A 24019-nucleotide genomic window follows, 5' to 3' on the forward strand; every position below is an offset into this window, starting at 1 on the left:
AAAAAATCTGCCACTAAATAAAAAGATGGAAACATATAAATAACAGTAAAGATAATACAATAGATACCGGTAAAGTAAGCACCCAGGCAAGACCAATACTTTTTAATGTAGCCGGATTAAGGTTACTTTTACCACCGGAAGCCACCATAGAACCTGCTATACCACTTGACAAAACGTGCGTGGTACTTACCGGCAATCCCAGAAATGTACTGATACCGATAGTAGATGCTGCAACAATTTCGCTGGAGGCACCCTGTGCATAATTCAAATGTTCATTTCCTATTTTTTCACCAATGGTTACTGCAATTCTTTTCCAGCCTATCGTAGTTCCCAACCCGAGAGATACGGAGATAATAATAATGACCCATAGAGGAGCAAATTCGGTTAATTTTTTAAGTTCAGAAATCTGACTGCTAAGTATTGCTCTGCTGGATTCGTCAATAGCTATGGCTTTATTTTCGTTCAGTTTTTTCAGAGAATCAACAAGGTTGTCTACCTGTTTTCTAAATCTGTAGGTAGCCGCTTTGTCTTTTTCATTTTTATGGATTAGATTCTCTTTTACATTTTCAACAGCCAGATTCAATGTCTTAAATTCTGCTGTATTCTGAGTATTTTGGGCAGCGGCAGCCTGTAATGTATGTTCTGTTGTATTTAGGATGGAAATAATCTTATCATTAGGAATATCATGATTAATTGCAAATTGGGCAGGCATGAAAGCAATCAGAATCAGCATAAAAAGCCCTACTCCTTTTTGTCCGTCATTACTACCGTGAAAAAAGCTTACTAGAGTACAGGTTGTTACTAAAATGGCTCTTATAGCAAAAGGAGGTTTGTCATTGGCTCCTTCCGGAATATGAAAAAGTGCCTTATAACGGATTATATATTTAAAGAACCACATCAACAGAACAGCTAAACAAAATCCTACGATAGGGGATAAAATGAGTGACATCCCAATTTCTTCAGCTTTATGCCAGTTCACGCCGCCTCCATAATACCAGGTAAATCCTAACCCGGCACCAATCAAAGCCCCAATCAGAGTATGGGAACTGGAGCACGGTATTCCAAAATACCAGGTTCCCAGATTCCAGATGATTGAAGCCAGTAGAACAGCCAAAACCAAAGAGGCTCCCACAGCAATTGGCAGCGTTATGAGCGTATCCATAGGAACCAGTTTTAAGATTCCCATCGCTACGGCAATTCCTCCAGTAAAAACTCCCAGAAAATTCCAGAAACCGGACCACGGAATTGCAATAACAGGTTTAAGGGCTTTGGTATAAATTATGGTAGCCACAGCATTGGCTGTATCATGAAAACCGTTTACAAACTCAAAAGCCACAACGGCTACCAGGCACAGGATGAAAATAATGACAAGGCCTGTACTGAGATCCGGATCCACTGAAAAAAATAGGATATTATTTAAAAGCATGGTTTTTTGTTTAGATTTTGGAATAACTGGATCAACAGAGCGTCCAGAATGTTGAAAAATGAAACCATCAGAAAGGTATAATGAGGAAGACATCCTGAATAATAATAGACTTTGGAACATCCAAACGACCTGCTTAGTGAAATAGAAGTAGGAGGAAACTGTTCGTTACCAGTATAATACAGATTTTGTATCATGTGGATCATAGACAGGTCAATCATTAATAGCTATCGCTTTGTTTCATCACTGTAAAGAAATGAAGTTTAAAAGATTACGATGTTAATAAATGATTAACTGTTTATTATATTTAAAAAATAAGAAAATAAAAAAGGAGACCTTTTCTGGTCTCCTTGTCATATCTGTAAACGTTCCTGTTATAATCCTTGTACAGCAGGCTTTACTTCTTTTCCGAATAGCTCAATAGATTTCATCATCACATCATGTGCAGGATCTCCCACATCCATGTGTCCGATAAATCTGGTGATTCCAAAAATTTCTTTCATATAAGCAATTTTGTCTGCTACTTCTGCCGGACTTCCGATAAATAATGCTCCATCTTTGCTTCTTCCTCCCTCATACTGTGCTTTTGTGTAAGGCGCCCATCCTCTGGAAGACCCAATTCTGTCCATCTGAGATTTATAGTTATGAAAATATCCATCCACCACTTTCTGATCATCACTTACAAATGTATGGGAGTGAACCGCAATCTGCATTTTCGAAACATCATGTCCCGCTTTTTGGTATTCCTGTTTATAAAATTCGATCAGATTTCTAAACTGGATAGGCATTCCTCCAATGATAGCCACCACTAAAGGCATTCCAAGCTGTGCAGCACTCAGAACAGACTGTGGAGTTCCTCCAACGGCTCTCCAGATTGAAAGTTTTCCGTCATTTTTTGCTCTTGGATAAACGGTTTGATTTTCCATTGGAGCACGAAGTTTCCCTGACCAGCTTACATTTTCTTCAGAATTGATTTTCAGTAATAATTCTAATTTTTCGTCAAATAGCTGTTCATAATCATTCAATGAATAACCATACAACGGAAATGACTCTATGAAACTTCCGCGTCCCACGAAGATCTCTGCCCTACCGTCTGAAATAAGATCCAGCGTAGAAAAATCTTCATATACTTTTACCGGCTCTGAAGAACTTAAAACAGTAACTCCACTGGCCAGTTTTATATTTTTTGTAATACTTGCTGCCGCAGCCAAAACGATCTCCGGTGAGGAAACCGCATAGTCCGGACGGTGATGTTCTCCCATTGCGAAAACATCAATTCCCACCTCATCCATTAATTTTACCTGATCCAATATTTCACGGATCTTAATTCCTGCATCTCTATATTTTCCGGTAGATTGGTCTAAAGCCAAATCCCCGAACATTCCTATTCCTAATTCCATATTGTTGATTTTAGTGATACAAAAATACCACTATGAAATATCAAAAACATTGATGTTTGTTAAGATCGAAAAGTTGTATTTTTTAAACACAAATAACACTAATCTTCCACTAATAACGTGGTATTGTCATTGAGAGCAAAGCGAAGCAATCTAAATTTAGTATAATACAATAAGGTTAAGGTAATGTTCAAAAAAAAATCCAGCCTTGTTTTAGGCTGGATTGTATTATTATTTCTTCAGATACAAATCAAAATAATCTGTGATTTTCTGCATCAGATGAACTCTGTCTTTCCCAATCACATTATGCGGATGTCCCGGATATGTAAAGTAATCCAACTGAACTCCGTTATCAACTGCAGATTTGATAAATTTAATAGAATGCTGCCATACTACTACATCATCCTGCGCTCCATGGATCATCAGTAATTTTCCCTTAAGGTTCTGAACTTTATCCAAAAGGTTTGCAGCAGCATATCCCTGAGGGTTTTCCTGAGGAGTGTCCATATATCTTTCTCCATACATGATTTCATACATGCTCCAGTCGATTACTGGTCCTCCTGCGACTCCTACTTTGAATACATCCGGCTTACGAAGCATGAAACTTGTCGTCATAAATCCTCCGAAGCTCCATCCATGGATTCCCATTTTTTCTCCATCTACATAAGGAAGAGACTTTAAGTACTCTACTCCTTTCATCTGGTCATTCATTTCTGTAGTTCCCAGGTTTCTGAATACAGCCTGCTCAAATTTTAGTCCACGGTTAGAAGAACCTCTTCCGTCCATTGTGAAAATGATATACCCCTTCTGAGCCATATATTCATACCAAAGATTTCCTGAAGCCGGGAAAGTATTTGTGATCAGCTGCAAGTGCGGCCCGTTGTACAGATAAACAATGGTTGGATATTTTTTATTCGGATCAAAATTGGTTGGAAGAATGATCTTTCCGTACAAAGGAGTTCCGTCGTCAGCCTTTAATGTTACATTTTTAATTTCCGGTCTCTGATAATTTTTTAATGGATTTTCAGAAGTAAGGATATTCGTAGATTTTAAATTGGAAGTATTGATAATATTGGCAACTCTCGGTGAATTGGCATTGCTGTAAGCATCATACAGATAGTTTCCGTCACTGCTCAATGTTCCGATGTGCATTCCTTCTTCATTGTCCAGCCTTTGCATCTTGAAATTCGTCCAGTTGATTCTGTATAAATGTCTTTCTAAAGGCGTTTCTTTTGTTGAAGTAAAATAGATTTCCTTTTTCTTTTCATTGAATCCTAAAATATCAGTTACCAGCCAATCCCCTTTTGTAATCTGTGCTACCAATCCTTTTTCAAGACTGTAGTGGAACAAATGATTATATCCTGTTCTCTGGCTCTGCCAGATGAAGTCTGTGTTAGAATTCGGGAAGAAAGTAAGTGGATGCTGTGGCTCCACATATTTACTGTCTGTTTCTTCAAATAAAGTTTTTACCAATTCTCCTGTAGCAGCATCATACTGATTCATTTTCATATGATTCTGACCTCTGTTCAGTACCCCTACAAAAATGTATTTTGAATCCGGGCTCCATGTAACGGCCGTCAGATACTGATCTTTTTCACCTTCTACTTTTAAGAAAGTAGTAGCTTGGGTTTTAATATTGAAAACCCCTAATGTCACCTGGTGAGAAGTCTGACCAGCCATTGGGTATTTGATATTGTGATTGACAGCAGGCGTTACAGACCAGTCGATGATTGGGTAATCTGCTACCATGCTCTGATCCATTTTATAGAAAGCTACACTTTCAGAGTTCGGAGCAGGGAAAATACCTGTATCAATTCCGAATTCATTTCTGTGAACGGCCTGCCCGCTGATGATATTTTCATTAGTTTCGTTGGTTACAGCAATGGTTTTCCCGTTTCTGTTGACAAATAAATTATTCTTTGTTGTGAAAGCAAAAGTCTGACCATCACCAAACATTTTCACGTTTGCAGCATCCTGATCAATGGCAGCTGTGCTTTTTACTTTCCAGTCATTTCCTGATTTTTCAATCCACGACATTTTACCACCAGTCGTAAAATATCCATTGGAATTTCCTGTAAATTTAATAGGTGGAACAGCTTTCAGCTTATCATTGGAAAGGTTTCTGTTCAGTTGGTTTAACGAGATCAGCGTATCCTGCTTGTTGGTTTTTAAATCTGTAATCAGATAACCGCCTTTTACTGCCTGGATATAAGATTTTCCGTCAGCAGCCCATGAAAACTGGGAAATATTTTTCACGGCAAGGTTGGTTCTCATTCCATTTACAGCCTCCGCCATGGTAAACTTCTGGGTCTGGGCAAATGCTGAACTGCCTAAAACCAGCATCAATAAAGAAAATTTATGTAATTTCATTGTATAAAATTGAATCCACCAAAAATAAGAAATAAAAACCATTCGTTAAAAAATGTTAAATTAAAACATTCATAAAATGGAATTCATTCACTAAAAGAAATTATTCCATAACTTAATAGTAGAATTTTTAAAGGGATTAGAGCGGTGAATTGTGAATGGTCAATCCTCTGCACTTGTCAATTTTTGATTTTTGGAAAGCAATAAATATTCACCATTCACTTGCAAAGCAAATTTGACGATTTACAAAAAATCTCATTTCTTATCCTATATCAATGACTTGTATAGGTGCTCTATCCTAAATTTGCATTATTAATAACAAACAAAAAATACAAAATACAATGGCAACAAAATGGATTTTAGACCCTACGCATAGTGAAATTACTTTCAAAGTAAAACACATGATGATCTCTAACGTAAAAGGAAGCTTCAGAACTTTCACCGCTGAAATTGAATCTGAAGACGAATTTTTTGCAAATGCAAAAACTACCGCTACTATCCAGACGGATTCTGTATTCACAAACAATACAGACAGAGATAACCACTTAAAGTCTGCAGAGTTCTTCAATGCTGAAGTACATCCTACCATCACTTTTGAATCTCAGGCACTCAATAACTCTATTGTGGGAAATCTAACCATCAACGGAATTACAAAACCTGTAACGCTTGATGTAGACTTCGGAGGAATTAATGTAGACCCATGGGGAAATACAAAAGCAGGTTTCTCTTTTGAAGGAAAAATCAGCAGAAAAGATTTCGGATTAAACTGGAATGCAGCTCTTGAAGCAGGAGGTGTAATGGTGAGTGATGATGTAAAAGTAGCTGGTGAATTACAGTTTGTAAAACAGGCATAGTAAATTAACATATATTACAAAAGGTTCAGGGATTTTCTAAAAGCCTTGAACCTTTTATTTTTTTATAATCTTCAATATTTATGAACCTCAACGATCTTCAAAACATAAGCGACGGTTTTAAAAGCACACAGAGAATGCCCGTTTTATTTCTTGGACATGGTTCTCCAATGAATGCCATTGAAGAGAATCAGTTTGTGCAGGGTTTCAGAAAAGCAGCCACTGAAATTCCAAAACCCAATGCAATTCTTTGTATTTCTGCCCATTGGTATACAGACGGAACTTTTGTAACGGCGATGGATATGCCCAAAACAATTCATGATTTTTATGGTTTTCCAAAAGCACTTTTTGATGTGCAGTATCCTGCTCCGGGAAATCCGGAGCTTGCTAAAGAAACCGCAGAATTACTTCTTCCTGTAGAGGTGGAAGAAGATCACAGCTGGGGGCTGGATCATGGTGCATGGTCAGTGATCAAACATATGTATCCTGATGCAGATATTCCGGTAATCCAGCTGAGCATTGATCATACAAAACCTCCACAGTATCATTACGACCTTGCCAAAAGGTTGAACAAGCTTCGCGAAAAAGGTATCCTGATCATCGGAAGCGGAAATATTGTGCATAATCTCCGTCTCATCGACTGGAAAAATATAAATACGGTGGGAGCCGGCTGGGACTGGGCAGTGGAAGCTCGTGAAAAAACCAACAACTGGCTTCTGGATGGTAATTTTCAGAATATTATTGATTATCAGAAACAGGGAACTTTCTTACAATATGCTGTTCCTACCCCTGACCATTATCTGCCTTTATTGTATACGTTAGGGCTGAAAGATCAATCTGAAGAACTTACTTTATTCAATGATGAGCTTATTGGTGGATCATTGAGTATGACTAGCGTAAGGATAGGATAAATTCTTCTTTTATTATCACTAAAAGTTTAGTAATATTGTTTACCATGAAAACAGTATTACTATTTTTTTTGCTTACCACTTCCCTTTTTTCCGCACAAATGGTAAAAGGAACTGTAGTAGATGATACCAGCCACAGAATATCTGATGTGAACATTTATCTTGACGGAACCAAAACAGGAACCGTTTCAAAAGAGGACGGAACTTTTACCCTGAATCTTTCTACCCAAAAATATGGGAATCTTGTTTTTCAGAAAGAGAACTATGAAACTTTTACAATTGGATTATCGGATGTGGTGAATAAGACTTTAAAGGTAGTATTGACCAAAACCAATGCTATTGAGGAAATAAGGCTGGTTCCTTATACATCTGAAGCTTATCAGAACTACATCAATTATTTTCTGGACACATTTATAGGCTATAATCGGGAAGAAGTGAAAATCAAAAACCAACGATCTTTAAAGTTCTCTTATGACAAGAAGAACAAACTTCTGAAAGTAAAAGCTCCCAATACACTCATTATTGAAAATAAAAATCTGGGCTATGAAATCAATTATAATCTGATCACTTTTTCCGCAGATTTCAATTCCCAAATGGTCAACTATACCGGAACCAGTTTTTTTAAAGAAACAAAAAATACGGATAAGGTAAAATTGAACCGTATGAATGCCTATGAAGGCAGTCTCCTCCATTTTTTCAGAAGTATCTTTGATAATAAAATTGTTGAGGCGGGTTTTATTGTCAATCAGGTGGTGAGAATTCCCAACCCGGAATATCCTTCAGAAGAAGAATTGAATACTTTAAAAAACTATCTGGAACTCGTAACCAAGCCTGACCTCAATACGATTCCTGAAAACATCCAAGAAATTTCCCGCAGAAAGAATGCTCAGAGCCCATATATGCTGGCTATTGTAAAAACAAAAATTCCTGATTCGGATTATGTTAAAAGGTCTAACGGGCAGGTTTTTATTGAATTTAAAGATATTCTTCAGGTTAATTATCCGAAGTTTTATTACGAACTCAAAGGAAAAGAATTTGTCAAAAGAACAAACCGTAATATTTTATCATCATTTCTGCATTCTGATGGGGAATCATTTGAAGTTTCAAAGGAAGGCAATATTACAACTCCTGATCAGCTCATCAATGAAGGCGATTTTTACAAAAATAAAATTGAGAACATGCTTCCACTTGATTATCAATTAGGAGATTAAACAGGAAACAGCTCTGATCTTAAAATAAAAAGGAAATACCTCAGCTGAGATATTTCCTTTCATTTTTTATGAAATGAGTATTTATTGTACCGCTTTCAGAACATTGATGTTTCCGTAGCCGTAGCTTGAATTTACATTAGGATAGTATGTAGCAGACTGTCTCATTTTATTAAGTACCTGCTCTCTGGTCCATGACGGATTTTTAGCCCAAACCAAAGCTGCAATTCCCGCTGTAGCTGCAGTGGCTACTGACGAACCTCCTACATAATCAGCTTGCCCGTTGTAATAACTCAATACAGGAACGGTGTTTCCTGAAGGTCTTTCCATCTGGAAAGTAAAGTCGATCTGGCTTCCTGAGTGGCAAACATCACATTTCTGATTGGATGTATTTTCTTTTACTCCTGTGATCGCTTGAGTTTCTGACATCGATGCAGGGAAAATTACACCTACAAAATTGGTAAAGCTCGTAGAAGTACCTCCGGCACAGAAAATCAGTTTTCCTTTAGAATAAGCATATTTAACACCGTCTTCTATTTTTCCAACAGAGAAGATATGCCCCATCGACATAGAGATGATCTTCACACTGGTATTGTTACCCAGATCTGTAAATGCTGTTTTTACAGCAGTCTGCTCACTGGAAGTTTCCAATACAACATTTTCTGCTGCTCTGTAGGCAATCAGATTGGCATTATAAGCTACTCCTACAGGTAATCCAGCATTATTTCTCGGAGCGGCCATTACAGAAGCCATTTTTGTTCCGTGCCCGCACTGATCACCAGATCCGTCTGAATTATACACTCCGAATTTACTGATGGTTCTTCCTGAAGAAGCGCCATTATTAAAACTTCCTCCCAATAAAGTCTGTTCAGGAGAAACTCCTGTATCAATAAGTCCTATGGTAACACCTGCACCTGTGCTATAGCTCCATGCATCAGGAATATTATGTTTTGCAAAAGCCCATGGAATTTTTGCACTTGGTGTTGTAGACGTATAGTCTGCAGCATTTAATGTTGCTGAAGAAAAACCACATCCTGATGAACCGCTTCCTGAAGATTTCGCAGCTGCATTATATTGAGCTTCAAATTCAAAATAATGATAGTCTGCCGGCTCTACGTATCGGATGTTTTTCATTTGTCGAAGAGCAGCAATGGTTTCTTCTTTTTCAATCACAACATCCATCTGATTAAGATATTGATCTGAAAGAAGAAGGAAATTTCTTTCATCTTTTTCTTCATATTTTCTGATGACGGAAAGAACTTCTTTTTCCATATCACTGCTGTTTGGAGATTTACTCCTGTCGAAATCATCTTTAGAAGCTCCAAAACCGATAGATACCATTTTGTTTCCACGGAAAATAGCACTCCATACAAAATGATCGGATTCATTCTTCCAGTTGAAAGAGCCATCCGTTTTAATAGCCTGATTGATCCTTTCATTGATCTGTTTTGCAGTCAGTGGATCTTTCTGAGCCATTTCTGTTTTTACATTTTCGTTCTGAAGTTCTTCTCTGGAACACGAGTTTAAAGCAAAAAATATTGCCAGTAGGAATACAGTTTTTTTCATATGTTATTATTTTGGTTGGAGCCACAATATAACACTTTAACGGGAATTAAAAACTTAAAAAAAATGAATTTACCATTACATGAATATTAAATTAACATATTGGAAGACAGATAGCTATTACCACCCCGACAAAAATTCTTTGAATTTTCGCCACCCCTCCAGAGGAGGGGAATTTCACAGCTTCAGTTGTAATATTTATGAATTGAGAAAATTATTCTTTAGTTTTAAAGTCTATAATTCTTTTCCGTAACATACACTTTGTTCTACACCAATGTACTGTCCGTAATTGGGAATTCTGGAAAATCCGTTTCTTTCATATACTGAGATCGCACTTTTCAAGTCCCTGGAGGTTTCCAATACTGCTTTTTTAAAATTCAACTCTGCTGCCCAGCTTTCCAGTTCTTTTACAATGGCTGATCCTAATCCTTTCTTTCTGAATTCCGGATCGGTAAACATTCTTTTTATTTCTACGGTATCTTCTGAAAACGGTTTAAAGGCTCCACAGGCTGCCGGCATATCATCTATATAAGCTATAATACAGTTTTTGATAGTGTCAATGGTATTGAACTGTGCAAAGAAATCATCATTTTCTCCATTATGCTCAGACAAAGTGGCATCAAGGGATTTTACAAGGTTTTGAAAATCTGTATTGGAGGAATTTGTTCTGAGGATGTGCATTTTTATTTGATTTAAAGATTCAAAAATTTAATGATTAAAAGATTTATGGAAACAAAAAAGCTCCCTTTCGGAAGCCTTTGTTTATTTTAGATTAGTTGACAATAAATTTTCTCTCATTAATCAATTCTGCAATTGCGAGCATATCTTTACCGATCAGTCTGTCATCCTCAAGCTTGGCAACTTTAGAACGAATAATTGTAAAGTTTTCTTCAATCACTTTAGAGCATTTTGCAGGTCTTCTGAATTCCAGTCCCTGAGCTGCAAACATCAACTCAACAGACAGAATATTCACAAGATTTCCAAGAACCTGATTGAATTTTCTTCCTGAAATACTTCCCATAGAAACATGGTCTTCCTGACCTAAACTTGTAGGAATGGAATCTGCTGATGCAGGGAAACATAATGTTTTATTCTCCGTCACCAAAGCAGCTGAAGTATACTGAGGAATCATAAATCCTGAATTCAATCCTGAGCTTTCCGTCAATAATCTTGGAAGTCCATATTTTCCTTCTAATAATAAATAGCTTCTTCTGTCTGAAATATTTCCTAGTTCTGCGGCTGCCAGTGTAGCATAGTCTAAAGGCAATGCCATCAGCTGTCCATGGAAATTTCCACCTGAGATCGATTCTTCAGCACTTAATACAATCGGGTTATCTGTCACAGAATTCAGTTCTGTTTCAGCCATTCCTTTAAGATGCTCAAAAGCATTTCTGCTGGCTCCGTGAACCTGTGGGACGCATCTCATGGAATAAGGATCCTGAACTCTCTCACAATCTTCGTGAGCTTTCATATTTTCTGACCCTTTCAGGAACTTAAGCATTCTTGCCGCTACTTTTTTACTGCCTTCAAAAGGTCTGATCTCGTGAAGCTCTTTTTTGAAAGGACTTTCAGAACCTCTGTATGCTTCGATACTCATGGCAGCTGTCATGTCTGCAAGGTCTAATAAGTATTCAAACTTTTCAAGTCCTTTGATGGCGTGAGCAAGGATAAACTGAGTTCCGTTGATTAATCCCAATCCTTCTTTTGGTCCTAAAGCTAATGGCTCAAGGTCATGTTTCTTCAGAACATCCAACGTTTCTGAAACCTGACCTCCTTCCCAAACCTGTCCTAAACCAAGCAAAGGCAATACTAAATGTGCTAATGGAGCAAGATCTCCTGAAGCTCCTACAGATCCTTGTTCAGGAACTACCGGGATGATGTCTTTTTCCAGCATCAGAATCATTCTTTCAATAACTTCCAGAGAAACTCCTGAAAATCCTTTTGAAAGGGCATGAACTTTAGCAATCATCATAATCTTGGAAAACTCTTTATCAATGGGCTTTCCAACACCTACTGCATGAGAAATAATCAGATTATATTGTAACTGTGCGGTCTCGTCAGCCGATATTTTAGTATCACATAACGGCCCAAATCCTGTGTTGATTCCATATACACATCTGTCGGACTCTACTATTTTCTGTACGTTTTTCTGAGATTTTAAAATTTGTTCCTTTGCTGCTTTATTCAGCTTGGCTTTATTTGGCTTTTTACAGATTTCCAGAACATCATGGAAAGTAAAAACATCTACTCCGTATATCATTTCTAAAAAATTTTCTTAAAATTACGCATTTAACAATAATTGGAAAAACTAAATTTCAATCTTGTAGATTTTTATAAAAAGAAGTAAATTAATTTATTACTTTTAGCCCCGAAAATTAAAACCAATAGACATGAGAATGAAAACTCTACTGCTTGCTTTATGCGTTGCAGGTACTACTGCTTTCGCGCAAAAAGTAAAATACTCCAAAGAAGAAAGAAAAGAAATGAACCGTTATCTGTTTAATGAAGGTTTCAATACGGCAACAGATAAAAAAGTTTCCACCATTATCTTAAAGGACAACACTGAACATCAGGGCTACAGTAAATCTTGGGAAAAACAGAGAGGGCAGATTCTTTCTATTACGATCGAAGATGTAGATACAAAAAAACCTATGAAATTTACTGCGGCAGATATTGCTGAAATGTATTTATATCCTACAGAGACTGAAAAATCTATGAAAGCTGCGAAATTTATTTCAAATATGAGAAATTACAGCACAAAGAAATATGGCAAATCCGTAACTGAAGATGCTGTTCCGTATGAAAATCAGATTGTTTCATTAAAGAATAAAAAGGAACCAAGAGCTTTTTTAATGCAGGTTATCAATCCTGAGTTTAATGAGCTTATTACCGTTTATCACGATCCATTTGCTTCAGAAACAGCTACTACAGACTTTGCAGGCGCTCCTGCATTTGGCGGCGGTGTTATCAAATCTTATTATGTAAGGAAGGGAGATAAGGTAATGTGGCTTCACAAAGATGATTTTGAAGACAACTATGATTTTTTATTTGGAGACAACCCGGAATTCATGAAAAAATATCCTAAGAATTCTGTAGAATGGAATTATTTAAGCTTTCTTATCTACCAGTATACTGAAATGAACCACGGATAAAAATAAACAATCAAAATACTGAAACCTGTAGAATCATCTGCAGGTTTTTCTTTTTTTAAATAGGGAAAGTTTCCTTAATTTTGTTGTATGAATCCTTCTTTAGAACTACAGCTCAAAACCTTACCATCCGAACCCGGCGTTTATCGTTATTATGATAAAAACGAACAGCTTTTGTATGTTGGGAAAGCTAAAAATCTGAAAAAGAGGGTTCTCTCCTATTTCAACAAAAACCTTTCCGGATACAGGATCAAAATAATGGTCGGTAAAATCCAGCGGCTGGAAACAACCATTGTAAACAGCGAATATGATGCACTTTTATTGGAAAATAATCTGATTAAAGAACATCAGCCGTTTTATAATGTCATGCTGAAGGATGATAAAACCTATCCATGGATCTGCATCAAAAATGAAGATTTCCCAAGAATTTTCCTGACGAGAAATGTGATTAAAGACGGATCAGAATATTATGGTCCTTACGCAAAAGTACGTCCTGCAAAGATCTTACTGGATACGATCAAACATATTTACAAGCTCAGAACCTGTAATCTGAATCTTTCACCTTCCAAAATAGCGGACGGAAAGTATAAAGTATGCCTGGAATATCATATCAAAAACTGCGAAGGGCCATGTGAAGATCTTGAAAGCAAGGAAGATTATGATGAAAAGGTAGATGCCATTCGTGGGATCATCAAAGGTGACTTCCGGAAGGCTAAAGATTATCTGGTGAATCAGATGATGAAAATGGCTTCCAATCTTCAGTTCGAAGAGGCACAAATCATTAAAGAAAGATTGGATATTCTGGAAGATTATCAGGCTAAAAATACGGTAGTCAATCCCAATATTGATGATGTGGATGTTTTCGGAATGACCAGTGATGAAACGGCAGCCTATGTGAATTTCTTCAAAATCAGAAATGGAAATATCATCCAGAGTTTTACTACAGAGATCAAAAAAATTCTTGAAGAAACAGATGAAGACATTATGGAGGAGGCTTTGATAGAAATTCGTCAAAAGTTCTCTTCGGATTCTAAAGAAGTCCTTTTACCGTTTCATTTGTCTGTAGAAATTCCTAATGTAAAGCTGATTGTTCCTAAAGTAGGAGATAAAAAAAGAATTGTAGAGCTTTCTGAGAAGAATGCTAAAGAATATCGTCTGGAAAAGCTAAAACAGGTTCAGATTGTGGATCCTGAAAGACATACAAACAGAATCATGGCAGAAATGCAAAAACTTCTGAGAATGCCTGTGGAGCCAAGACATATTGAAGGTTTTGATAACTCAAACATTCAGGGAACCAATCCTGTGTCTGCTTGTGTTGTTTTCAAAGACGGCAAGCCTAGCAAAGCAGATTACAGAATTTTCCATCCTAAAACTGTAGAAGGACCTAACGATTTTGCGACGATGGAAGAAGTGATCTATCGCCGCTATAAAAGAATGCTTGATGAAGGTGAAAATCTTCCCCAGCTGATTCTGATAGACGGGGGAAAAGGACAGCTGTCTTCTGCAGTGAAAAGTCTTAGATTATTGGGGCTTTATGGAAAAATTACCATTGTGGGAATCGCCAAAAGGCTGGAAGAAATTTTCTTCCCGGAAGATCCTATTCCGTTATATCTGGATAAAAAGTCCGAAACATTGAAAATCCTTCAGCGCGTGCGTGATGAAGCTCACCGATTTGGGGTAAAGCATCACAGAACGAGAAGGAAAAATTCTACTATAAAATCTGAGCTGGAAGAAATTCCGGGGGTTGGAGAGAAGACTATTGAACTTCTTTTATCTAAATTAAAGTCTGTAAAACGCATCAAAGAAGCCAATCTCGAGACTCTGGAGGAAATTTTAGGGAAAAGTAAGGCGAAAGTGATTTGGGAGTTTTTTAATGCTAATTAATTCCCTTGTGGTATAAGCTATTAAATTTTTACAACTAAAATGTACTTTTCATAGGATTTCACCACCATTTCCTATTTCATCAGAATGGGATAAAAAATCAACAATTTTTCAAAGTAAAAGGAAATACAATAAAGAAACTCATATTTTGATAAATATTTTATCAAATAATAGTATTATTTATATTTTTTTCATAAATTAGTATTGTCAACTAATACCAATAATACCATGTAAATCATTCAAATTTTATAAGTTTTTCACACATTCTATTTACCCATATAGGAAATTAAGTGATTTTATAAAAAACGCATGACTACTTTTTTTATTAAAATCACATCAAAAATATCATTTCCAATTTTGAGACTATGAAAAACACATCAACATATATATTATAAAAGGCTCTTTTTTTCAAGAGCCTTTTATATTTATTATTTTTTTATGATCTTACCGAGATAATCTCCTTTACTTGTCTTTATCTTCACGAAATATATTCCCGATGATAGTTCTGCAACATTAATATTATCATTATTGTAAGGTATATTTTTCAATAATTTTCCGGAAGCATCAAAAATCTTTATGGTTTCCACCCGATAGTTATCTTTCAATTTAATAGAGAAATACTCTGAAACAGGGTTAGGATAAATCTGCAGGTCTATGTTTCCGTTTTTATTTACGGTCTTAGGGGTTTCACTCGTTGCTAAATAAACCGGCAGTGGATCTGTTGTTTCATACAACTCACTTCCATGTTCTTTTGTAGAAATTGTCAGATATAGTTTTTCTCCGTCAGTTCCTATTTTCTGAATATTTTCATTAGCAAGCAGCTGATTGTCGTCATTGGTAACAAAGATATCTAAAGGAGATACAGAAGTTCCGTCACTTTTCCATACTTTCTGGGAATCTCCATTCAGGAAATAAAGATAATTGTTGGTACATATCATATCTTTTATAGAAGTAAAGTTTTGGGATAATTTCGACGTTCCATTTGCTGTACCATCTGTTTTCCAAAGCTGTGTACTGTTATTATTGGTAAAAAATAACTGATTTCCACATTTTTTAAACTTAACGTCTCCATAAAAATTTCCTTGTAAAATTTCTTCTGTTCCGGCGACTGTTCCGTCTGTAGAGTTCAGTGCTGGAGAAGGATACCCGGAAGTAATGTAAAACAGTTTATCATTAAATATTGCTGTTTCTCTTGAAATACTGGAAGAGCCATAAGGTACAGCGTAAGATTTTAATAATACAGCGGATGCCTGATCTCCATTTGAAGCCCAAAGTTCATTTTGCCCGGAACTATAATTACTTGATGTATTTTCTTGTTGTTTCGTAAAGAACAATTTATTGTTAAAAGCATTTAATACCTTTATATCACCATCTGTTCCATCCTGATAAGAGAACTGGATTGTCTTTAAAGTATTGGCTTCAGTGGCATCTGTTTTCCAGATCCCTAACTTCCCGTTTTCTTTTGCAATAAAATAAGCAAAGCCATTCAATACGGCTGTTTTAGAATCTACAGTATAAAGACTTCCCATATTATCAGCAGAAATATCCTTTACCAAAGTAACAGCATTAGATGTATTATCCACTTTCCAAAGTTCTGTCCCTACCAGATTGTTATATCCTGCAAAAAGCAAGGTATTATCATTCAAACTGGTATATATTACTCTACTGGAAATATCCGGAGATGAAATTTTTGTGGTATTAGCTATTGTTCCGTCTGTTCTGTAAGCACCTTCAGCGGTATAAAGGTAGTTTCCAACTTTAACGAAATTATCATTAGCTTCTGTATACATTCCAACAAATGAGTTCCCCCCAAAGTTAGAGAGCCTTTCTATCTGTTGTGTATTTTTATTTCTTTTATAAATCTGGTTGTTGTACTGTCTGTCTGCAGCAATAAAAATGAGATCATTGTTCAAAGGCTGGTAAGCATGAGGATTAGAACTTTCAAGCCTATTGATATCTGATTCTAATGCAATTTCCTGTGTAAATGGATTTACTGAAAATACTTCTGTTCCATATTTTGGGGTATTTCCTGTAAGGTAAATCTTAGAATTCAGGTCTATAAAGCTATTATTATAAGGCATTCCCAGTCCTGTAATCTCAAAACTCTGAGAAGAATTTCCATTCGTTACCCAATATCTGTTTCCGTAATTGGCCATCGTAAGAATCAAATGATTGCCATCTGAACTCGTCCCATATATCAAAGCATCCGTATGACTATTGAACAGAACTGTTCCTGCTTCCGTACCATCGGTTTCCCAGATATAGTTGCCATATGCAGAATTAACTCCATTAGCCCCGCTTTCAAAATATATTTTATTATTAAGCTTTGCAAATTTTTTCATCGCCATAGAACTTGTTGCTCCAGGCGTAAGATTTTTTAACAAATGAGTTCCTGCTGCCGTTCCATCAGAAACCCACGGCTCATATCCATTGGCAGCATCAAATCCTGTAAAAACAAAATAATTATCTGTTGCTGCTCCATCAAATAAAGGATTACCTATGGATTTTATTGATACCGTTCCTGCCTCTGTTCCATCTGTCTCATATAACTCATATCCCGCAGTTCCTGTCCCTAAATTAGCAACAAAATAAAGCTTATTATTAAAAGCCAATGCTTTAAAATCTCCATTGATACTTCCATATGTATTAGGAACGATATCCTTTAAAATAGATGTTCCGGCAATAGTTCCATCCGACTTCCATATTTCTTTTCCATGTACACCATCATTTGCGGCAATAAACAATGTATCATTCATGACATACATATTCATGTCTCCGGAAGAATACTGAAATGTTTTCAGGAGCTGAAGGTTGTCTGTAGTTATATTATAAACCCAAAGCTCATTATGATGATAAAAGAAAATATTATTTCCGGCTGCTGCAGCTGTTTCTACAGCAAACTCAAAATTCAGATCTTTTACTTTTGAAGTTCCGGCTGTAGTTCCATCTGTTACCCAAAGTTGATTGTTGGATGAATTGTTGCTCTGAACAGCAATAAAATATACTTTATTATTCAGCTTCATAAAATTAGGATTTCCTGATATCCCTACACTATATGCTGGAAAGATATCCTTCAATAAAGTTGATTTTTGTGTAGCAGGATCAAAACTCCATAACTCTCTTCCTTCTTCAGTAAATCTTGTTGCCGGAAAGATGATACGATCATTGAATTTGATAAAATTAGTGGGATCACTTGAACCGCCGAAATTGAATTCCTGTAATTTGGTGTTCAGAATAGTTTGTGCACTCGAAAATACTGACACAGCTGCCAGTATCGAAATATAGATTTTTCTCATTATGATAAGAGTTTATCCTTAACTCATAGAAATGAATTAAGGATATTTTTTTAGTTTTTTTGGTTATTTAGCTGTAAAAATTTCTTTGGTATATTTTCCGTCTGCCTGTGGAATATCGATTACTATGTTTCCATTTTCAAAATACCCAACAGTCGTATTTCCGTCAGCGAGTTTTACAATGAAAACAGAATCCTTAGAACTTGTTTTGAAAACAGCAAACGGAACAGAGCTGCCAGACTTAGCCAAAATAAACTGACTAGGATCAATCTGGATTTTCTGAAGATCCATTTTCCCATTTGAGAAATTGCTAGACTCAGGAGTTGCTGTAGATTTTACAGGTTCAGGAGACGAATTCTGAGTACTGGCACTAGTAGTAGTTGTAGCAGGTAAGAGTGCAACAGGGTTAGAAATCGGCATTTGTATTAAAGCTTCTCTCAAAGCATCCTGTAGGCCTTCTTCAAATTCTTTGATTTTTGAACCACCTTTAGACTCCAGAATCATATTATTATTACAGTCTTTAAACTGTACTATTACTTTATTCTTAAATAAGCTTTTATCATTAATGACATCAGCATTCACTACATTACAGAAATTATTTCTGGCTTCTGAAGGCCAGTTATCTTTAATAACTGGAAGTATTATATATTTTTTCCCTTTTAAAGCTTTGGTGAAAAAGTCTTTCAACCCATAATCCTCCCTAAACGTTTCAAATTTTTCAGGAACTGCAACATATTTGTAGTCTGAAACTTTCTGTGCAAAAACCATTGTTGAGCATATTGCCAACACCAACGTTGATACCTTTTTCATTTTAATTATTTTAATCGTTTCTGAATGCTCCCATATCCAGCTTCAATGAGAAGAAATTGGAATAGAAATTAGATCCGCCTATTCCTGAATTCGTAATCGCATAATCCAGTGTAAGCCCTCTGTATCTGATTCCAAGACCTGCACTTGGCTGGAAAGAAACTTTTCTTTTAAGGTCTTCTATATCTGTAATGGATTGGAATCTGTTGATCCCCAATCTCACAAAAATCATTTTCTGATACCCCAATTCAGCTCCTGCATAAGGACTGATACTGGCAAAATCTGTGGAAATCAATGAAGCAGTTTTAGCAAAATCAACATTGATACCCGCTTCCGGCAATACATATACACTGCTATTAATTTCAAATAATTTACTGGCACCTACATTCAGCTTAGGCATTGTAAGTTCCAGTTTGTCTTTCGGAGCCGGGTTGAACTCTTCCCCATTCACCACAGTTGAAAGTTCTTTCTGATTGATCGTCCAGAAGTTGACAGTAGTGGTAATATCTCTCACCATTCCCCCGAATTTCCATCCGTTATCTGCTTTATAAATAGCTCCAACATCAAAACCAAAACCATAACCATTTGCAAATTTACCCACATTTCTGTAGACAATTTTAGCATTTACCCCAACATCCAGTTTAGGATTTCCTCCCGGTCTGAATGCATAAGAAAGGATAGCTGCATAATCGGACTGGGAAAATTTGGTGATTTTATCGTAATCGATATTCCCTTCAGAGTCGATCATTTGGGTGGTATTCAAAATATTGTCTACTCCAAGTCTTACTACTGAAACACCAAAAACACCTTCCTCCAATACTTTTGCATACGCCAGATAGTCATATTTTGCGATAGACTCAAAGTATTCTGCGTGCATTGCTGCCCCCTGCCAGTCTCTTTCAACTGACATCAAACCCGCAGGGTTCCACATAGGAGAGTATACGTCATCCTGATTGGTAATTACTGCTCCTCCCATTGCAAGACCTCTTGCTCCGGCTCCGATATTTAAGAATTCATTGGAATATTTCCTGATAATCTGAGATTGAGACAGCCCAAACAGCAGTGAAAATGCAAGTAAAAAATATTTTTTCATCATATAAATTTGATGCTTAGTTTAAGTTTTTAGTTTTTCTGGCTTTTATTAATCCATTTGCAATGATTGCCAGTATCATAACACCTGAAGCGATATAAAATATAGGGCTCATATGTTCTGATTCCCCAAAGATAAAAAAAGCTAGTATAATTCCGTAGACCGGTTCTAAATTAACTGTTAAAATTAAAGTAAAAGGTGATATATACTTCATTAAATTCACCGATTCCAACATTGGAAAAGCAGTAAAAACACTTGCTAACAAGCATATTAACGCCAGATCTCTGTAGTTTATTTCATTCATCTGAAAAATTTGCCCAGAAAGCAGATAAAATAACATTAAAATAAACCAACCACAGAAAATTTCATAAAAAATAATGTTTCCCGAGCTCGTTTTACCAAACATTTTTCCATTAAAAACAGAAAAAATAGTTCCAAATACTGCACACAGGATTCCATAAATAATACCTTCTTTAAAATGAAACTCTGTTTTAAAGATCAAAAGTATACAGGCCACGATAACGGTTCCCATCACAACTTCAGAAATATCAATCTTCCTTTTGAAAATAATAGGCTCCAGAATTGAGGCAAAAAGAGTAGATAAAGAAAGACAGCTTAGTGCAATAGAAACATTGGAGACTTTAATAGAATAAAAAAAGCAATACCAATGTAGGGCCATCGCAAAACCTATGGCCGCCAGCTGAAAGAATATCTTTTTGGAAACCTTTATACTTTCCTTTTTAAAAACTCTGATGAATACGAAAAGAAAAAAGGAAGCAAACAACATTCTGTAAAATACCAGAATCTGAGCATTGGCCTGAATCAATTTTCCTAAAATTGCAGTGAACCCCCACAAAAATACTATTAAGTGCAACCTGAAAAGCGCCAATTTATGCATAACCTATCTTCTTTTAATTTTAACCCTGCAAATTTACAAATCACATTCCCAAATATTGATAAAAAGATAGGTTTAATCTTAAAAAAGTTAACAAAAATTAAAATATATCTTGAGCCATAAAAAAAACCCTGAAAATGTGTTAAACTTTCAGGGCCTTCAAATAATAAACTATTAAAAAAATAAACTAGGAACAGAGTAATTTTCAGAGGTTATCACCCTCCATTACTCTTATGTAAAGTTAGAAAAAATATAAATTATTTGAAAATATTTTTTAGTTAAAAATTTCACAATTTACTAAAAACCAAATAATTAAACATCTGTTTTACTTCCAATTCATATTCCTCATAAAAATAGTATCTTTAAGCGTAAAAAATTGAAAATTTTATGGACATCGAATTCAATAAACGAGAAGATCAGAACAGATTAAAATTATCTGAAATAAATCGCTTACTCACTGAGATCAAAAAAGGAGGTGGTGAGAAGAGGCTTCAAAAGCTTCGTGATGAAGGAAAAATGACAGCAAGAGAAAGAATAGATTATCTTCTCGATAAAGATTCAGATTCCATAGAAGTTGGAGCATTTGCAGGATACGACATGTATAAGGAGCATGGCGGATGCCCTAGCGGAGGAGTTGTAGTGGTTATTGGCTACGTTTCCGGAAGACAGTGTATCGTTGTTGCTAATGATGCATCTGTAAAAGCGGGTGCATGGTTTCCTATCACAGGAAAGAAAAACCTGAGAGCGCAGGAAATAGCCATGGAAAATAAACTACCAATCATTTATCTGGTAGACTCTGCTGGCGTTTATCTTCCGATGCAGGATGAGATTTTCCCGGATAAAGAGCATTTTGGAAGAATTTTCAGAAATAATGCTAAAATGAGCTCTATGGGAATCATCCAGATTTCTGCCGTTATGGGCAGTTGTGTAGCTGGAGGAGCCTATTTGCCTATCATGAGTGATGAAGCTATGATTGTGGATAAAACAGGTTCCATTTTCCTTGCCGGAAGTTATTTGGTAAAAGCAGCGATCGGAGAAAGTATAGATAATGAAACGCTGGGTGGGGCTACTACTCACTGCTCTATTTCTGGTGTAACAGATTATAAAGCGAAAGATGATAAAGATGCTCTGAATAGAATCAAAACCATCATGAAATCTATCGGAAGTACTGAAAAAGCAGGCTTTGACAGAATAGAAAGCTTCCCTCCAAAAGAAAATCCTGAAAATATTTTTGGAATAATGCCGGTTTCAAGAGCCGAGCAATATGATACCTACGAAATTATCAAATGTATTGTAGATAACTCCGAATATGATGAATATAAGCCAGACTACGGTAAAAGTATTATCTGCGCAACAGCAAGAGTTGATGGCTGGTCTGTAGGAATTGTAGCCAATCAGAGAAAACTGGTTAAAAGTGGAAAAGGAGAAATGCAGTTTGGTGGAGTAATCTACTCTGACTCTGCTGATAAAGCTACCCGATTCATTGCTAACTGTAATCAAAGAAAAATACCTTTAATTTTCTTGCAGGATGTTACCGGATTCATGGTAGGTTCAAAATCAGAACATGGCGGTATCATTAAAGATGGTGCTAAAATGGTAAATGCTGTTTCGAATTCTGTAGTTCCTAAATTTACCATCATTACAGGAAACTCTTATGGTGCTGGAAATTATGCAATGTGTGGAAAAGCCTATGACCCTAGATTAATTGTTGCTTGGCCTTGGGCAGATTTAGCTGTAATGGGTGGAGCCCAAGCTGCAAAAGTATTAGCTCAGATCCAGGAATCAACCTTAAAAAAACAAGGAAAAGAGATTTCCGAAGAAGAGCACAACGAAATTTTGGATACCATTTCAAAGAAGTATCAGAAACAAACAGAATCTACTTATGCTGCTGCAAGATTATGGACAGATGCCATTATCAACCCAGCAGATACAAGAAAATGGATTTCTATGGGAATTGAAGCCGCTAATCACTCTCCTATTACAGAGAAATTCAACTTGGGAGTAATACAGGTTTAATAGATAATTCAAAATAGAAATCGGCTACCTCATTGTGAGGTAGCCGATTTTTTATGATTTAAAAGTTATTTAAACTTCAGGATTTATCCATTAAGACAAAATACATCAGTACATTTAACTCAACAGAAGTACTCAAAATGTTGAAGTCCTGCTACAAAAAGGTTCTTCAAAAAACATAAAGCGCATCGATTACAAATATTCCTCTTTACACCAATCTTTTGGGTTACCAAGCTGCACACAGCACTGATATTTCGTCATACATATTCCATTAGGCCAGCCTGTAGGATAGCACATTCCAAACTGTGGATCATCTGGGCACCCTGGTCCTGTTGCTCCCCCATTAAGTGACTTTAAAGTTGTTCTTGAAATTTTCACTAAGTTATTCATAGTTTTTTAGTTTTTAATATTCCTACTCTATTTAAGCTTTTCGGATAACGCTTTTCTAATATACAATTTTATCATCATACAGTGAAATTTAATTAGAAAAACAGCTATTGAAGGTTTTATAGAATAATAATGCATATAGATAAGCACAATTTCAATTGGTTTATTCCTTAGGAATCCAAACTCATTATCCAGGTTTTCAAAATCCAGAGCCAAAACCTTAGGAGCTTCATCCCGCTATTCATTCATACTCCTCACACTAAAGCTCTCCCATGCTCCAGCCCATCCGCTCTCCCACACAAGCTGCGGGGTAACCATTGCTATCGGGGCTAGGGGAAGATCAATTGTGAATGATGAATTATAAATGATAAATGATGAGTGTTGTAAATCGTAAGTTGTAAATATCCATACTATCCCTATTGTGTCATTCCGTAGGAATTCTGGCTTATGATCAGAGTCTTAAAGATTCAAAAGATCAAGTACAGATACTTTGCAAGTATTGAATGATTTGATATTCTAAGAAATACTTTGTGATAGAATACCCTCCTGGATTGTTTAGACTCTTACGGAGTGACAATGCTCAGGGGATAAAGATTATACCAGGGTTAAAGGATAAGGCTGGGCGATGGGAGCTGGATTACTCATCCCTAATCCCTCTGAACTGTTTGTTTGAATAATAGAAGTATAGGGTTATGGAGCTGGAAATGTTTTTGTTTGGGGTTATTTTTATTTTTGTTTTTGTTTTTGGTATAGGTATAAAACAAAAAAATCCTTTATCATCAGATAA

The 24019-nt window shown here is 36.1% G+C and carries 18 protein-coding genes; 6 read left to right on the plus strand and 12 right to left on the minus strand.

The features are described 5' to 3' along the window. Positions 1–13: 13 nt before the first annotated feature. The 4 genes from CQ046_RS20865 to CQ046_RS20875 all read right to left on the minus strand — a co-directional run bounded on the left by CQ046_RS20865 (position 14) and on the right by CQ046_RS20875 (position 5190). Positions 14–1426 (minus strand): inorganic phosphate transporter, encoded by a 1413-nt coding sequence (locus CQ046_RS20865; protein ID WP_105704133.1) that lies wholly within the window; start codon positions 1424–1426, stop codon positions 14–16. After that, positions 1417–1644 carry a hypothetical protein gene (locus CQ046_RS23805; RefSeq protein ID WP_123906662.1) on the minus strand — a complete coding sequence of 76 codons (228 nt, stop codon included), beginning with the start codon at positions 1642–1644 and terminating at the stop codon, positions 1417–1419. The genes CQ046_RS20865 and CQ046_RS23805 overlap by 10 nt, the downstream gene beginning before the upstream one ends. 153 nt (positions 1645–1797) lie before the next feature. Beyond that, positions 1798–2823: an LLM class flavin-dependent oxidoreductase gene (locus CQ046_RS20870; protein ID WP_105704117.1), complete on the minus strand. Its 1026-nt coding sequence runs from the start codon at positions 2821–2823 to the stop codon at positions 1798–1800. A gap of 228 nt (positions 2824–3051) precedes the next feature. Continuing rightward, positions 3052–5190 (minus strand): S9 family peptidase, encoded by a 2139-nt coding sequence (locus tag CQ046_RS20875; protein WP_105704134.1) that lies wholly within the window; start codon positions 5188–5190, stop codon positions 3052–3054. 338 nt (positions 5191–5528) lie between these two features. Between CQ046_RS20875 and CQ046_RS20880 the strand changes: the two genes are divergently transcribed. The 3 genes from CQ046_RS20880 (at position 5529) to CQ046_RS20890 (ending at position 8157) form a co-directional block, all read left to right on the plus strand. Then, the gene (locus CQ046_RS20880) at positions 5529–6041 is read left to right on the plus strand and encodes a YceI family protein (RefSeq protein ID WP_034693303.1); all 513 of its coding nucleotides are present in this window, start codon (positions 5529–5531) and stop codon (positions 6039–6041) included. A gap of 80 nt (positions 6042–6121) precedes the next feature. After that, positions 6122–6949, plus strand: a complete 828-nt coding sequence (gene ygiD, locus CQ046_RS20885) for a 4,5-DOPA dioxygenase extradiol (protein ID WP_105704118.1) — start codon at positions 6122–6124, stop codon at positions 6947–6949. A gap of 44 nt (positions 6950–6993) precedes the next feature. Beyond that, positions 6994–8157, plus strand: a complete 1164-nt coding sequence (locus tag CQ046_RS20890; protein WP_105704119.1) for a carboxypeptidase-like regulatory domain-containing protein — start codon at positions 6994–6996, stop codon at positions 8155–8157. Between the two features lie 81 nt (positions 8158–8238). Here the strand turns inward: CQ046_RS20890 and CQ046_RS20895 are convergent, their stop codons facing one another. The 3 genes from CQ046_RS20895 to hutH all read right to left on the minus strand — a co-directional run bounded on the left by CQ046_RS20895 (position 8239) and on the right by hutH (position 11977). Next, complete coding sequence (locus CQ046_RS20895; RefSeq protein ID WP_105704120.1) at positions 8239–9720, minus strand: S8 family peptidase; 1482 nt, start codon at positions 9718–9720, stop codon at positions 8239–8241. Positions 9721–9951: 231 nt separating this feature from the next. After that, positions 9952–10398: a GNAT family N-acetyltransferase gene (locus CQ046_RS20900; protein ID WP_105704121.1), complete on the minus strand. Its 447-nt coding sequence runs from the start codon at positions 10396–10398 to the stop codon at positions 9952–9954. A 91-nt stretch (positions 10399–10489) separates the two neighbouring features. Beyond that, the gene (gene hutH, locus CQ046_RS20905; protein WP_105704122.1) at positions 10490–11977 is read right to left on the minus strand and encodes a histidine ammonia-lyase; all 1488 of its coding nucleotides are present in this window, start codon (positions 11975–11977) and stop codon (positions 10490–10492) included. A gap of 136 nt (positions 11978–12113) precedes the next feature. On the opposite strand from hutH, the gene CQ046_RS20910 reads away from it, so the two are divergent. Both CQ046_RS20910 and uvrC read left to right on the plus strand, forming a co-directional pair. Continuing rightward, entirely contained in the window at positions 12114–12869 is a 756-nt protein-coding gene (locus tag CQ046_RS20910) for a hypothetical protein (RefSeq protein WP_228407008.1), read from the plus strand. An 87-nt stretch (positions 12870–12956) separates the two neighbouring features. Then, positions 12957–14750: an excinuclease ABC subunit UvrC gene (uvrC, locus tag CQ046_RS20915; RefSeq protein ID WP_105704124.1), complete on the plus strand. Its 1794-nt coding sequence runs from the start codon at positions 12957–12959 to the stop codon at positions 14748–14750. A gap of 425 nt (positions 14751–15175) precedes the next feature. On the opposite strand, the gene CQ046_RS20920 is transcribed toward uvrC, so the two are convergent. The 4 genes from CQ046_RS20920 to CQ046_RS20935 all read right to left on the minus strand — a co-directional run bounded on the left by CQ046_RS20920 (position 15176) and on the right by CQ046_RS20935 (position 20835). Then, on the minus strand, positions 15176–18043 hold the full coding sequence (locus tag CQ046_RS20920; RefSeq protein WP_105704125.1) for a T9SS type A sorting domain-containing protein: 2868 nt from the start codon (positions 18041–18043) through the stop codon (positions 15176–15178). Positions 18044–18106: 63 nt separating this feature from the next. Then, positions 18107–18850, minus strand: a complete 744-nt coding sequence (locus CQ046_RS20925) for a hypothetical protein (protein WP_105704126.1) — start codon at positions 18848–18850, stop codon at positions 18107–18109. 10 nt (positions 18851–18860) lie between these two features. Then, a complete protein-coding gene (locus CQ046_RS20930; protein WP_034693290.1) occupies positions 18861–19943 on the minus strand; it encodes a PorV/PorQ family protein in 1083 nt (360 codons plus the stop codon). A gap of 13 nt (positions 19944–19956) precedes the next feature. Continuing rightward, entirely contained in the window at positions 19957–20835 is an 879-nt protein-coding gene (locus CQ046_RS20935; protein WP_105704127.1) for a DMT family transporter, read from the minus strand. A gap of 384 nt (positions 20836–21219) precedes the next feature. On the opposite strand from CQ046_RS20935, the gene CQ046_RS20940 reads away from it, so the two are divergent. Further along, on the plus strand, positions 21220–22848 hold the full coding sequence (locus tag CQ046_RS20940) for an acyl-CoA carboxylase subunit beta (RefSeq protein WP_105704128.1): 1629 nt from the start codon (positions 21220–21222) through the stop codon (positions 22846–22848). Positions 22849–23037: 189 nt separating this feature from the next. On the opposite strand, the gene CQ046_RS23445 is transcribed toward CQ046_RS20940, so the two are convergent. Beyond that, positions 23038–23235 carry a hypothetical protein gene (locus CQ046_RS23445; RefSeq protein WP_123906663.1) on the minus strand — a complete coding sequence of 66 codons (198 nt, stop codon included), beginning with the start codon at positions 23233–23235 and terminating at the stop codon, positions 23038–23040. Positions 23236–24019: the final 784 nt, after the last annotated feature.

The organism is Chryseobacterium sp. MYb7 (assembly GCF_002979455.1).
Lineage (GTDB): Bacteria > Bacteroidota > Bacteroidia > Flavobacteriales > Weeksellaceae > Chryseobacterium.

What these genes read in the sequence shown, in the direction of transcription:
- CQ046_RS23445 (WP_123906663.1), bottom strand. Translation starts at nt 23,235, where the DNA reads ATGAATAACTTAGTGAAAATTTCAAGAACAACTTTAAAGTCACTTAAT.
- CQ046_RS20875 (WP_105704134.1), bottom strand. Translation starts at nt 5,190, where the DNA reads ATGAAATTACATAAATTTTCTTTATTGATGCTGGTTTTAGGCAGTTCA.
- CQ046_RS20880 (WP_034693303.1), top strand. Translation starts at nt 5,529, where the DNA reads ATGGCAACAAAATGGATTTTAGACCCTACGCATAGTGAAATTACTTTC.
- hutH (WP_105704122.1), bottom strand. Translation starts at nt 11,977, where the DNA reads ATGATATACGGAGTAGATGTTTTTACTTTCCATGATGTTCTGGAAATC.
- CQ046_RS20900 (WP_105704121.1), bottom strand. Translation starts at nt 10,398, where the DNA reads ATGCACATCCTCAGAACAAATTCCTCCAATACAGATTTTCAAAACCTT.
- uvrC (WP_105704124.1), top strand. Translation starts at nt 12,957, where the DNA reads ATGAATCCTTCTTTAGAACTACAGCTCAAAACCTTACCATCCGAACCC.
- CQ046_RS23805 (WP_123906662.1), bottom strand. Translation starts at nt 1,644, where the DNA reads ATGATTGACCTGTCTATGATCCACATGATACAAAATCTGTATTATACT.
- CQ046_RS20870 (WP_105704117.1), bottom strand. Translation starts at nt 2,823, where the DNA reads ATGGAATTAGGAATAGGAATGTTCGGGGATTTGGCTTTAGACCAATCT.
- CQ046_RS20895 (WP_105704120.1), bottom strand. Translation starts at nt 9,720, where the DNA reads ATGAAAAAAACTGTATTCCTACTGGCAATATTTTTTGCTTTAAACTCG.
- CQ046_RS20890 (WP_105704119.1), top strand. Translation starts at nt 6,994, where the DNA reads ATGAAAACAGTATTACTATTTTTTTTGCTTACCACTTCCCTTTTTTCC.
- CQ046_RS20935 (WP_105704127.1), bottom strand. Translation starts at nt 20,835, where the DNA reads ATGCATAAATTGGCGCTTTTCAGGTTGCACTTAATAGTATTTTTGTGG.
- CQ046_RS20925 (WP_105704126.1), bottom strand. Translation starts at nt 18,850, where the DNA reads ATGAAAAAGGTATCAACGTTGGTGTTGGCAATATGCTCAACAATGGTT.
- CQ046_RS20930 (WP_034693290.1), bottom strand. Translation starts at nt 19,943, where the DNA reads ATGATGAAAAAATATTTTTTACTTGCATTTTCACTGCTGTTTGGGCTG.
- ygiD (WP_105704118.1), top strand. Translation starts at nt 6,122, where the DNA reads ATGAACCTCAACGATCTTCAAAACATAAGCGACGGTTTTAAAAGCACA.
- CQ046_RS20920 (WP_105704125.1), bottom strand. Translation starts at nt 18,043, where the DNA reads ATGAGAAAAATCTATATTTCGATACTGGCAGCTGTGTCAGTATTTTCG.
- CQ046_RS20865 (WP_105704133.1), bottom strand. Translation starts at nt 1,426, where the DNA reads ATGCTTTTAAATAATATCCTATTTTTTTCAGTGGATCCGGATCTCAGT.
- CQ046_RS20910 (WP_228407008.1), top strand. Translation starts at nt 12,114, where the DNA reads ATGAAAACTCTACTGCTTGCTTTATGCGTTGCAGGTACTACTGCTTTC.
- CQ046_RS20940 (WP_105704128.1), top strand. Translation starts at nt 21,220, where the DNA reads ATGGACATCGAATTCAATAAACGAGAAGATCAGAACAGATTAAAATTA.